The sequence below is a fragment of the Haloferax mediterranei ATCC 33500 genome (assembly GCF_000306765.2).
Lineage (GTDB): Archaea > Halobacteriota > Halobacteria > Halobacteriales > Haloferacaceae > Haloferax > Haloferax mediterranei.
On sequence record NC_017942.1, the window covers coordinates 17,363 to 29,506 of the forward strand.

11 protein-coding genes and 1 pseudogene are annotated in these 12,144 nt (G+C 61.0%); 3 read left to right on the plus strand and 9 right to left on the minus strand.

Features of this window, described 5'->3' with window-relative positions:
• Positions 1 to 44: 44 nt before the first annotated feature.
• The 5 genes from HFX_RS14965 to HFX_RS14985 all read right to left on the minus strand — a co-directional run bounded on the left by HFX_RS14965 (position 45) and on the right by HFX_RS14985 (position 5,714).
• Complete coding sequence (locus HFX_RS14965) at positions 45 to 272, minus strand: hypothetical protein (RefSeq protein WP_004060548.1); 228 nt, start codon at positions 270 to 272, stop codon at positions 45 to 47.
• A 182-nt stretch (positions 273 to 454) separates the two neighbouring features.
• Positions 455 to 2,023: a long-chain-fatty-acid--CoA ligase gene (locus HFX_RS14970; protein WP_004060546.1), complete on the minus strand. Its 1,569-nt coding sequence runs from the start codon at positions 2,021 to 2,023 to the stop codon at positions 455 to 457.
• Positions 2,024 to 2,370: 347 nt separating this feature from the next.
• Positions 2,371 to 2,802, minus strand: coding sequence for an SCP2 sterol-binding domain-containing protein (locus tag HFX_RS14975; protein WP_004060541.1), 432 nt, complete (start codon positions 2,800 to 2,802; stop codon positions 2,371 to 2,373).
• Between the two features lie 160 nt (positions 2,803 to 2,962).
• Positions 2,963 to 4,030 (minus strand): zinc-dependent alcohol dehydrogenase family protein, encoded by a 1,068-nt coding sequence (locus HFX_RS14980; protein ID WP_004060540.1) that lies wholly within the window; start codon positions 4,028 to 4,030, stop codon positions 2,963 to 2,965.
• Between the two features lie 115 nt (positions 4,031 to 4,145).
• Entirely contained in the window at positions 4,146 to 5,714 is a 1,569-nt protein-coding gene (locus HFX_RS14985) for an aldehyde dehydrogenase family protein (protein WP_004060539.1), read from the minus strand.
• A 402-nt stretch (positions 5,715 to 6,116) separates the two neighbouring features.
• On the opposite strand from HFX_RS14985, the gene HFX_RS14990 reads away from it, so the two are divergent.
• Positions 6,117 to 7,391: an MFS transporter gene (locus HFX_RS14990; protein WP_231512941.1), complete on the plus strand. Its 1,275-nt coding sequence runs from the start codon at positions 6,117 to 6,119 to the stop codon at positions 7,389 to 7,391.
• 213 nt (positions 7,392 to 7,604) lie between these two features.
• Here HFX_RS14990 and HFX_RS14995 read toward each other — a convergent pair whose 3' ends face one another.
• From HFX_RS14995 to HFX_RS15005, 3 genes are all read right to left on the minus strand, one after another.
• Entirely contained in the window at positions 7,605 to 8,867 is a 1,263-nt protein-coding gene (locus HFX_RS14995) for an alkyl sulfatase dimerization domain-containing protein (protein ID WP_004060537.1), read from the minus strand.
• Between the two features lie 270 nt (positions 8,868 to 9,137).
• Entirely contained in the window at positions 9,138 to 9,392 is a 255-nt protein-coding gene (locus HFX_RS15000) for an alkyl sulfatase dimerization domain-containing protein (protein WP_004060536.1), read from the minus strand.
• 135 nt (positions 9,393 to 9,527) lie between these two features.
• Complete coding sequence (locus HFX_RS15005; protein ID WP_081603736.1) at positions 9,528 to 10,229, minus strand: helix-turn-helix domain-containing protein; 702 nt, start codon at positions 10,227 to 10,229, stop codon at positions 9,528 to 9,530.
• Between the two features lie 58 nt (positions 10,230 to 10,287).
• On the opposite strand from HFX_RS15005, the gene HFX_RS19750 reads away from it, so the two are divergent.
• On the plus strand, positions 10,288 to 10,620 hold the full coding sequence (locus HFX_RS19750; RefSeq protein WP_014732606.1) for a hypothetical protein: 333 nt from the start codon (positions 10,288 to 10,290) through the stop codon (positions 10,618 to 10,620).
• Between the two features lie 58 nt (positions 10,621 to 10,678).
• Here HFX_RS19750 and HFX_RS19210 read toward each other — a convergent pair.
• A pseudogene (locus HFX_RS19210) lies at positions 10,679 to 11,249 on the minus strand (IS6 family transposase); the annotation flags it as partial.
• Positions 11,250 to 11,450: 201 nt separating this feature from the next.
• Between HFX_RS19210 and HFX_RS20520 the strand changes: the two are divergent.
• The gene (locus tag HFX_RS20520; protein WP_004060532.1) at positions 11,451 to 11,576 is read left to right on the plus strand and encodes a hypothetical protein; all 126 of its coding nucleotides are present in this window, start codon (positions 11,451 to 11,453) and stop codon (positions 11,574 to 11,576) included.
• The last annotated feature ends 568 nt before the right edge of the window (positions 11,577 to 12,144 follow it).

Below are 12,144 nucleotides of genomic sequence, written 5' to 3' on the forward strand. Positions count from 1 at the left end.
TCACGTGTCCGAGCGTCTGCCGACCCGGTATACGCGCCCCAGTGCTACGCGAGTACGGCGAACCGCTCGAAAGCAAGGACGTGGACCGCTTGGAGTCCGGTCCGGGCGGCGTGGTCGTCTAGACCGAGGCCTGCGGAATCTGCCGGAGCGACTGGCACACCTGGCAACTCGATTCGGATGCCGACGATGCGGTGGCCCTCCGGGAGACGCGGGACCACGGCGACGTAGACGGTCTGCTCCATGAAGCCGATCTCTTCCGGGATGGCAGCCACCTCGACGCCATCGTCGACCTTCTGGGGTTCGAGTTGGCCGGTCTCCCACGTCGACTCGTGCTCCAGTCCGTCGGCAATCGCCGAGAGCGTTGTGCCGCTGGGGCTGGTTCAGCGTTATCGTCGCTACGCCCCTCGTCCAGCGTCAGCGTCGTCGGTGGGTCAGCCATCTCTGTCGCTCCGGGTCACTTGGTTGCCTCGGTCTCCCGGAGTTCGAACTTCTGGACCTTCCCGGTGGTCGTCCGGGGCAACTCCTCGACGAACTCGACCTCGCGGGGGTGTTTGTACTCCGCGAGGTTGTCGAGACAGTACTGCTTGAGTTCCTCGGGCGTCTCCTCGATGTCCGGAACCGGCACCACGAACGCGTTCACCGTCTCGCCTCGGCGGTCGTCCGGAATCCCCACCACGGCCGCGTCGGCCACCCCCTCGTGCTCGAACAGCAACTCCTCGACCTCGCGCGGATAGACGTTGTACCCCGCCGTGTTTATCATGTCCTTCTTCCGGTCTACGACATAGAAGAAGTCGTTCTCGTCCCAGTAGCCGATGTCGCCGGTGTGGAACCATCGCTTTCCGTTCTGCTCGGTGAATGCCTCCTCGTTCGCATCGGGCAGTCTGGCGTACCCCTTCATCACGTTCGGTCCGGCGACGACGAGTTCGCCGGTTATCTCGTCCAGGTCGACCTCGTCTTCGTCGACCGGCCCCTCCTCTATTCGGGGACGCTCTGCGAAATCATCGTCGACGATTTTCGCGTCCACGCTGGGGAGCGGCCTTCCGATGCTCCCGACCCGACGACCCTGTTCGGGCGAGTTGAAGTGGGTGATGGGACTGGTCTCGGTCAGCCCGTACCCCTCGTAGATATTCACGTCGTAGAGGTCCTCGAATCGCCGAAGCACCTCGACGGGGATGCCGGACCCGCCGACGCCTGCGAGGCGGACCGACGAAAGGTCGAACTCCTCGGCGTTCGGTTGGTTGATGATGTCGTTGTACATCGCTGGGACGCCGTGCATCAGGGTCAACCGCTCGTCTTCGATGAGCGAGACGGCCTCTTGGGCGTCCCACTCCGGAAGCGGGTAGTAGGCGGCGCCGTTAAACAGCGCCGCGTTCATCACCACGGTCATGCCATAGATGTGGAACAGCGGAAGGACTCCGAGTTGCTTGTCGTCCGTCTGAATTCCATTAGGGATGAGGTCTGCGGCAGTATTTGCGTTTGAAGAGAGGTTCCGATGGGTCAACTGCACGCCCTTGGGCCGTCCCGTCGTGCCGCTGGTGTACGGCTGGGCCGCGACGTCGTCAGGGGCGCGGTCCACGATTTCGGGGTCGTCGTCACCCAGGAACGCTTCGAAGTCGATTCCTCCCTCGGTTTCCTGACCGACGGTAACGACGTGTTCCACGTCGGTGTCGTCGCGCACCTCGTCCACGAACGGGACGAGGTCCGACAGCGTCACGACCACCTGTGCGCCGCTGTCGGACAGCAAGTGGCCGATTTCTCGCGATTTGTACTGCGGGTTCATCGGGACGACGACGCCGCCCGTCCGAAGCGTCCCGTGGAACGCGGTAACGAACTGCGGCACGTTCGGCAGGTACACCGCGACGCGGTCCCCTTCGCCGATACCCCGGTCGTTCAGTCCCGCCGCGAACTGGCCGGTTTGCGCCCAAAGCTCTCCGTAGGTAACGTCGTTCCCCGTATATGATACGGCGACTTCCCCGGTGTCGTCCTCGGCGACCGACCGGATGTTCATGACAATATTTGACATTCCAGCGGGACATCGTAGTTATCCCTCTAAAGGCTTCCCCCTGTTATAACCAATTATTACCTAATCAGGATTCTAAACTAACATCAATAGGTAGAATAATGTGGTTCTTAACGATGGTAGAATGGTGGTGTCGCACGCGGAGGCATACTTCGTGGATATATTCGTCGCCGCCGTGCTGGGTATCTTCAAGGACGATTCGTGCGGTCGTCACCGGGAAGAAACGGGGGCCGTAAGAGTTCGTGCTGTCGGCTGTAAGTACGTGAAGACCACCTCCGAATCGGTTGTTTCACTGTCTTTACACGCCGTCTACTGCAACCTCCTATTTAAAGAATTAACAGCCGACAGTATCAGTAGTCGAACTCGACGTCGACGTCGCCCGCACATTCCGTCATCACGACTGCGGCCTGACTGTACTGCATCACCTTCTGCATGTCTCCGTCGAGATCGAACGTTCCATCCATCATTCCCTCGACCGGGTCGATTTCGCCCTGCATGAGGAGCTTCCAGTCCTCGTAGCCGCCACGGTACGCGAATCCCCAGTCCTCCTTGTCGGGGTCGCCCACGACGTATGACTCGGTACAGTCTCCGTCCTCAAGGCCTACGAAGAAGTGGATTGGATCGCCCTCGTAGGTCCCGTCCGGTTGAATCTCGTAGAGGAAGTCGCCGTTGAATCCGACTCCCCACCCCTCACCGGTATCCGAGTACTCCTCGGAGGCGTTGAGCTTCCGTTTGTACTCCTTGATGTATGCTTCCGGCTCGCTCGGTAGTCGTACTGTCATACCCTCTACTTCCTAAGGCAGACTGTATCGATTATTCCTGTTATACCTGGGTGTTTTTATACGCTCGCCAACGGCGCGGTGACTTGGCCGACCCCGACGGCTCGGACGGTACCGGGTCGCCGAACGGGGTGCGGTCGCGAAACCGCAGTGGTGACGGACGTTAGAACTCGGTGCAGACGGGGATTCCCATCGTGTCGTACTCGCCCAGCCGCTCCATCACGCTCGGAATATCTCCCAGAGAACAAGTCTCTGAGACGATCTTTCCCGGGTTGATCTTCCCGCTCGACATCATCTGGAAGATGTCGTCGTACTCGTGGGGCGGCATCCCGTAGGTGCCGTAGAACTCGCGCTCGTTTTGCACCATGAAGTCGATCGGTAGCGAGACCTCGCCGCCCTCCTCGGAGGTGGTCAACCCGACCTGGAGGTGCTGTCCGCCGGGGATGAGACAGTTTACGGAGTCTTTGATAGTCTGTGAGATGCCGAGCGCCTCGACGGAGACCTCGACGCCACGGCTTCCGTCGGTGAACGACTTCACCGCCTGCGGGACGTCGTCGACTTCCGTAGAGTCGATCGTCTCGACGGCGCCGAGGTCCCGTGCGAACTCCAGTTTCTCCTCGACGATGTCGATCGCGATGACGTTGCCTCCGAGCGCGGTCGCGGTGTGGACCGCGGAGAGGCCGACGCCGCCACAGCCGTGTACCGCAACCCAGTCGCCCGCACTGACATCAACGCGCTGACTGACGCCATGAAAGGCGGTCGCGAACCGACAGCCTAGCCCCGCGATCTCGTGGGCGGGGACGTTCTCGGGAACCTCGACGAGGTTCTGGTCGGCGTTTCGGACCGAGAACTCCTCCGCGAAGGCGCCCTTCTGGAACTGGACGAACCCCATCGGGACCGAGGATTCACAGATGTTCGCCCGACCGGCCCGACAGTGCGGGCAGGTGCCGTCGCTCAGATTGAACGGGGTCGTCACCCGGTCACCCTCGCTGAACCGAGTGACGTTCTCGCCTACCTCGACGACCCGGCCGACCGGCTCGTGTCCGAAGATCAGCCCCGACCGCGGAATGATGCCGAGCCAGTCCCAGTCGCCCTGCCAGGCGTGCCAGTCGCTTCGGCAGATCCCGCACGCCTCCGTCTCGATGACGGCCTCGTTCGCCCCGCAATCCGGTCGGTCGACTGACTTGAGTTCGAGCGGTTCACCCACGCCTTGGAACACTACAGCGTCCATGGGTGTGACAATGACCACCACATATAAAAAATTACTTAATATATCTTATATTTTTGGATATTCTATCATCTATTGCCGAGATTACTTCCGCAATCACGTACAAATACGTGGTTAGTCACCCGATTTTCAGTACCTCTCCGAAGTTCATTTTCACCGATTTGGTTCGGGAGTAGTCGTCCAGCGCCTCCTCAGAGAGTTCCCGACCCATCCCGCTTTCCTTGTAGCCGCCATGGGGTGCCGGGTCGAGCATGTCGTCGTACGTGTTCACCCAGACGGTGCCGGCCTTGAGTTCGTCAGCGACGTCGTGGGCGGTTTCGAGGTCCTGGGTCCAGACGCCCGCAGCGAGGCCGAAGCGCGTGTCGTTCGCGCGTTCGATGACCTCGTCGCGCTCGCTCCACTCGAAGACGGACAGAACCGGCCCGAACACCTCGTCGCATGCGACCTCCGCGGAGTCGTCGACGCCGGTGAGGACGGTAGGCTGCACGAAGGGCGCGCCCGCCGTGTCGCTCGCCTCGCCGCCTGCGTCGACCTCGTCGACGTCGTCGCCGACGAGGGGCCTCGCGCCGTCCTCGATGGCTCGGGAGATGTACCCCGTCACTTGTTCGGCGTGGTCGTGGTCGATCATCGGGCCGATGTCGGTCTGTGGCGACAGCGGATCCCCGACGGTCAACTCGTCGATCCGTTCGCGCAGCATGTCGAGGAACTCGTCTTTGATGTCCTCGTGGAGGAACAGCCGCGAGCCGGCGGTACACTGTTGGCCGGAGTTGAAGAAGATGCTCACGATGGTCCCCTCGAGCGCCTGTTCGAGGTCGGTGTCGGGGAAGACGATGTTCGGACTCTTGCCGCCGAGTTCGAGCGACACTGGGGTGATAGTGTCCGCAGCGCCCTCCAGCGTTGCGGTCCCCGCGGCCTTCGACCCGGTGAGCGTGACCTTGTCGATGCCGTCGTGCTGGGAGATGGCGTTTCCGACGACGCTGCCGGCGCCGGTCACGACGTTGACCGTCCCCGTCGGGAGGACGGTGTCACAGACGTCGGCGATCTCCAGTGTCGCGAGCACCGCCTTCGACGACGGCTTGAACACGACCGCGTTGCCCGCCGCCAGCGCCGGGCCCAGCTTCCAGGCGACGAACATCGCGGGGAAGTTCCACGCCGAGATGGCCCCCACGACGCCGTACGGTTCCCGCTTCGTCACGACGTGTTTCTCGTCGTCGGTGGGAACGACGCGCCCCGTGTCCGCCGTGCGGGCGACCGCGGCGAAGTGGCGGAACTGCTCGACGAGGATCTCGATGTCGACGAACCGCGAGTGCAGGTTCGGTTTCCCGGCCTCGAGCGTCTCGATCTTCGCGAGTTCCGTCTTTCGCTCTGCAAGCCTGTCGGCGATCTCCTCGAGCTTCTCGCCGCGCTGTCTGGGCGAGAGCTGACCCCAGTTCCCCTCGTAGGCGTTGCGCGCCGCCTCGACGGCGCGGTCGACGTCCGCGGCGGTTCCGACCTGGAAGGTCGCGAGCGACTCGCCAGTGGTTGGGTCGATAGCGACGCCCTCCTCGCCGCCCTCGGAGTCGACCCACTTACTCCCGATCAGGAGCCCGTACTCGTCGCGTTCGAGCGAGGACTCCACGGCCGTTCTGTGTCGTTCGAGCACAGCGTCGTCGATGTCGAATGTATCGTTGAAGTACGTGTCTTGCATTGGTCACACTGTATCGTAATTCAGATTGGTTGTGTCGTGATTCAGATTGATCCGGTCGCCACCTCGGAGACGTTCCCGGAACCCGGCGTAGCCCGTGGTCCGAGCCGACCCGCCGTGACGGCGACTGCTCGTCGCGGCATTGACTGTTCAGGCAGGATGGAGACGGTTACAATATTCGCTTGGTATAAGTGGTCGTTTATGGTGGTACGTCGGGTTTGGGAGGTCAGCGTCGGGAACTGGCGGGGCGCAAGGAGTGCTCCGAAGGGACTGTCCTCGACGAGTTCGCGGGTCCATCGTCCTCGGGAGTACCAACTGGCAACCGACGGATCTGTCGAGACGTATTAAACGGGGGTTGGTATACAAAGGAACACATATACGGTACTCTCTGTCCCCTATCGTCCCATGTCAAATGCTAACTACTCGATGGGTGGCGTCCGCTACCGGTGGGTCGTACTCCTCGTCGCATTCCTCGTTCACCTGACCAGCATCTCGCTCATCTGGCAGGCTGTATCGCCGTTAAAGAAGGCGATGGCGACGGACCTCGGGGTACCTTGGGCGGATGTCGCGGTCGTCTTGGCGGCCATCGCGTTCGGACTGGTGTTCACGCAGTTGCCGGGCGGCGCACTGGGTGATAAATACCCGATTCGGTACGTCGTCGGCTTGGGTGCCGTGTTGGCTGGGGTCGCGACGGCGATCAGGTTCGCCGTGCCGACCCTCACCGGTCAGATCGCGGTCAGTATCGTGGCGACCGTCGGGATGGGGATTGTCAACCCGAACCTGATTAAGGTCGTCACAGAGTGGTTCCCCTCCGATCAGTTGGGGCTCGGGCAGGGAGTGCTCATGGCCGGCAACACCCTCGGTATTGGGGTGGCGTTCGCGCTGTCCGGAGGGATCGTGCTGACCGCCGTGGGGAGCTGGCAGCGCGTGTTCCTGCTGTACGGTGGGATTACCGTCGCGGCTGGCGTCCTCTGGCTCGTGTTCGTCCGCTCGCCTCGCGAGGAGGAACGACCGACGAACGTCGAAACCGGCATGCCGCTCAGGTCCGGCGAGGGCGTCCCGTTCCGTGAATCGGTTTCATCGGTGCTCCGATCGCCGTCGACGCCCTATGCTCTCGCGCTGATCGGGCTCGCGTACTGGTCCGTGCTGGGGTCGCTCGCCGTGCTCCCCGAGTGGGCCGACGCGCAGGCGTACACAGTTCCCGAGTACATGCTCGGCACCTCGCCGTTCGCCTCGACGATGGGCGCGCTCTTCCTCCCGCCGCTGTCCGACCGCTACACCCGTCGTCTGGGACTCGTTCTGGGCATCCTGGGGCTATCGTTCGGCATCATCATCCTCGCGTTCGCTCCCTTACTTCCCGTGTTCCTGATCGGGTTACTCGTCTCCGGGTTCTTCGGCGGGGGGCTGGCCGCGATGTTCTACATCCTCCCCGGCGAACTCGCGGACATCGACCCCAACCACGTCGGGACGATGTCGGGGATTCTGCTCTCCCTCGGACAGGTAGGGTCCGTCGTCGGGAGCATCGTCGGCGCGCAAACGCTCGCGAGGTACGGTCTCGAAGTGTCGGTGTTCGTCGTCGCCGTCCCCAGTCTGATCGGGCTCCTGCTCTTCACGCGTCTCCACCTCGACGGGCGTGGGCAGGCTGACCCGTCGGGCGGCGCGGTCCCCAGCACCGACTGACGCGGAGCGAGCGTTCGGATACCTTCCTTCTTTCTGACGGCGTTCGAGCGCGAGGGGTCGTCCCAGTCTCCGTGTCCGTCGCCGGGACGTTCGTGCGGGCGAGAACGCATTTCTCGGGGGAGCACGCTCCTGAATCAGCAATCGAAACGGGTCGAAAAGAGTCCGGGACGTCGTGAGATCGTCGTTCGTGACCGTCGCGTATCCGGGTCGCGATCAGCGGAACGTGCGACCTTCGTTCGCGTACTTCACCATGGACGCGAAGATGTTGGCCGACATCATGTCCTCGGACGACGCGGCCCGTTCATCGTAGATGTCCGCTACGACCGCGTGGACCGTTTCGTTGTCGGGGTCGGCCTCGAGCGCGTAGTCCGCGAGGTGACAGGCGAGGCGTTTGTCACCCGCGTCCATCAGTTCTTCCGCCCGTTCGGCGAGCGTCTTGGCGTCGCCCGCGAGGTCGGCGATCTCTTCGGCGACGGCCGACCGGCTCGCGGGCTTGAGTTCGCTGGGGCGTCCGGTCCACCAGCCGCCGTAGTAGCGGATGACGTTCCGCGCGATGAACTCACCGCTGTCGTACTCCGACTGGAGCCAGGATTCGTCGGGGTCTGGCAGGTCGATCTCGCGGACGATGTCGACGTGGGGAGGCGCGCCGTCGTTGAGCGCCTCGATAGTCCGTTCGACGATAGTGTCGAGGTACTCGGCGTAGCGAAGCAGCCGGTGTTCGATCTCCTCGGGGTCGTCGACGATCGGCCTGCCGTGTCCCGAGAGGAGAGTCCGGGCGTCGAGGGCGGCCATCTCGCGGAGGGCGTCGACCCACTCCCAGGGGTAGCGCTGGACCTTCTGGGGGTTCCCCGCGTTGGGCGCGGAGGCGGTGACGAGGTCGCCGGAGCACAGTACCTCGCGGTCGGGACAGAACACCCACGTGTGGTCGTCGGTCTCGCCGCGGCTGTGGTGGAGCTCGAAGATGGTGTCGCCGACCGTGATCGTGAGGTCGTCGTCGTACGTCGTCGTCGGCGGATGGTCCGGCCAGCCGAACACGTCGTCCTCCCAGAGACTGTGATACTCGACGGCTTCCGGATCGGCGGAGAACTGCCGGCCGTTGATGGTCTCGTTGTACTCCTTCGTCAGCGCGTACCGGTCGAATCGGTCTGCCATCGCCTCGTGGGCGATCACGTTCGGCTGATCTTGGCCTTCGACGAGGAACTCGTCGAGACCGAAGGCGTGATCGATGTGGCCGTGCGTGTAGATGGCCGTGTGGACGGGCGAATCGGTGTGTTCTCTGAGTGCCGCCGCCATCTGCTGGGAGAGCGGGGCGTATCCAGTATCGATCAACACCAGTCCTTCGGCCGTGTCGAACGCCGTCGCGTTCGAGAACGACGTACACTGATAGGTGTCCGCGACTACCTCCGTGACGTCCACCCCGATCTCGAAGTTGTCGATGTCGAAGATACCGACCGCGTTCTCCGATTTCTGAGACATACACCTGCTCTGAGTGTGTGAGATAATAGCATCTTCCGCTTGGCATGATGGGGTGATATATAAACCGCACCCGGACTGGCGGAGACGGCCGGGGAACGGATGGACGGTGCGACACGCCCGCCCGGCCCCGACCACCCTCCCGGAGCGGTTCCCTCGTGGCGGGGAGCGGAGTCAGTTGACCACGCGTTTGGACGGATGGGTCGCCGGTTCGACTGCCGCCACCGCTGCCGTCTCCGCTCCGCATCGAACCGGCGGGTCGTCGCCGGTCCGTCAGCGGAAGGGCGACCTCTCGTTGGCGTACACGGTTGCCGACGAGAAGATGTTGGCCGACATCAGGTCGCTGACTGAGCTGGCCCGCTGCTCGTAGACGTTCGCGACGGTGCTCTGGACAGCCTCGTTCTCGGGGTCGGCCTCAAGCGCGTAGTCCGCGAGATGACACGCGATGCGCTTGTCGCCCTCGTCGATCAACTCCTCGGCGCGGGCTGCCAGCGTCTCGCCAGAGTGCCGGCTCTCGCTGATTCGCACGAGTCGCCACCTCGGGGTGGCGAACGTCGGGACAGCTGTAAGATAGTCTTAGGGCAACGGTTCGAGACGGCCCCACGTCCGGTGCTTGCCCAGACGGGGTTCGGAGAGGAGTCGGCGCTGGCGCGGCCCGACGGGTCATTTCCAGATCGACTTGGTGGGCGAGGTATCAGTCTCCGTATCCCCGGAAGCCGTGAACAGTTCCGAAACCAGATGGTTCTCGATCCGCTGAATAATCTCCTGAACGTTCGCCTGACTACACTCGAGTTGCGCCGCGATATCGTCGAGTGTGGTCTCCCGAGGCCGCCGGTAGTACCCGAGTTCGTAGGCCTTCCGGAGAACCTCCCGCTGGCGGTCGCTCAGCTTGCTGAAGCTGTTCTCCCTGTCCGGGTCGTAGCTTCCCACCCGACCGACCGTCGTGTGGATGGAATCGGGTATCTGCTTGAAAGCCTCACTGATGTTCCCCTGGGGGCCGATGATCGTGACCTCTAGTCCACCGTCCTCGTGCAGCAGTATCGGAGTATCGAGGACGTAGCCGTACTCCTCCGGAAGCTGGAGCAACTGTCTGGTGTCGGTCGACGGCTCGAAGTGGATGTACGCGGAAACGGACCCGTCGATCTCCGTCACCTCGTAGTCGGTCGCGGTCTCGTTTGCCGACAGGATCGCCCGAACCGCATCGGCGTCACCTTTGAACTCGTACAGCAGGACGGCCGTTCCGTCGTGGAGGAGTTTCGCGGAGTGGATCGAGACTGGGACCACTTCATCGTGAGCACGATACGCTTCACCCAGCGATTGAAACCATCCATCTGAGTGCTTAATCCGGATGGTAGCACACCACATGTTCGAATAGAGTAGAACCAACTTCTTAAATCATGACTATTCTCCGGAAGTTGTCCTTGTGAGCGTTCGAAGAGTCCTGCTTGGCGAGGTGGCGGAGCCAGAGGAAAGCCACAAAGAGGGGGTTCAAGACAAGAAGAATACTGTTGAGAATATTCTCGACCATCGAGAGAGCATCTACAACGACATGATTTCTGAACTGAATAAGGAGATACGTGAGCAGAAGTCAACGCTGGATAGTGCGGCACGGTCTCCCGACAAAGAGAAGGAAGCCAGGGTCCGTGAACGACTAAAAGAACTATATAGGGAACACTGTGAGGAACTCCGGAGTTATTGGCGGGACCGGGAATCTTGGATGGAGATGAAGATGGAATTGGAGGAGGAACTGGCCTAGATCGAAGAGTTCGAGACCACATCAAGCGCTCGACTCGTATTTTGTGGGTGTGAAACTATTTCTCGATGAGGTTTCGTTCGACGTAGTCAAGCCGACCGCTCAATCCTAATCGAGAGAGGCCAGTCTGATAGCCGTAGCCATCAACGAGAAACACAGCGTCTGAGTGGTCGTGTTTCTCCGAGAGTCGATAGAGAAACGCAGCAGCCGGATCGGTACCATGCCGTCCAAACAATTCGACGTCAAGAAGCAACTTTGTCTCGGTGTCTATTGCGGCGTATAACCAAGACCATTCGCCATTGATTTTGACAGCGGTCTCATCGACCGCAACCCGCTTCGGCTTCGCCTCAGGCGGGTTGTGACTGCTGTCAGCCAGCCGATGTACTCAGTGCCAAACAGCTTGATGAGGGCGTTCAACGCCGAGTATTCGAAGAATTTCTTTTGTCTCTCTGAGTGAACAACCGGTCGCGTGGAACTGGACGGCGAACGCCCTGACGGGCGTCCTCAGAACGCTCTGCGTTCTGATAGGCTGCACGAGAGCTCTGCTCTCGTGAACGTTGCCGTCCGCTCACGCCCCAAAGGCTCTTCTAAATCGTCGCAAAGCACTCGCTGAGCAGGTCTGCGAGCGTCATGACCAATTCACTCAATGACCTGTTCGCTTCTCAAACTGGCTTAACTAGACAGTACCGGATGTTCAGGTTGACCTATATATCTACGTCGGAAATCTCTCTGTGGAAACGTGCGTCACGGTTGATGTGCGAGACCTCCTTCCTCACCTGGAAGACCTCAGCGACAACTTGGAATCGAAATAGGACTCGACCGACATCGGAGAGATGGACGACCTCGGGACGAGTCAAATTGGAATGCTCCACCACCTCGTGGATGGATTTGCCTCCGGGATGGGAATGAAAGTGTCCTACCCGTCGATTTCAGTAACACCCATCGCCATCAACCGTTGAACACAGGCCCCAAGATCTCCCTGCGCTTCTCAGAGACTAGCCGATTAGTGAAGAGCGGCGAAGAGGGCCAAACCCATCATGATTACCCATCGGCGGCGTTTGACCTCGTCGACGACTGGACGTAATCCATTCCGTTCTATATACTCGTCTACGGCTTGGAAGGACACCATCACACACACGCCCAGATAGTGGTTGACCCCTAGTTCAGGTACGTCTTCTGAAGAGTGGTCTGTTGGATTGTCGTCGTAGCGACGAACGGATACAGAGTCGCCCAGCACCTTAAACCGCACTAGGTCACCATTGGGTGACTTAACTAAGAAGGACTCAAGACTATCTTGGTGCCGTTTCCAGAACTCGCTCCTTTCTACATCTCCATAGATGTTTGCCGAGGACACCCGTGAATTCACATTCGAGAATGTGGCCTCAATGGTGTCCCATTCGAGTAAGTCGTTTGGCGACAGTGTATCTGGACTTATTACAGATGAAGAGACCGTAGCTGTTAATGGGCCCAAGTAAATCCCTCGTGAAGGTTATTTTGTGTTGAATTCACAGGATATTCAGTGTTTGG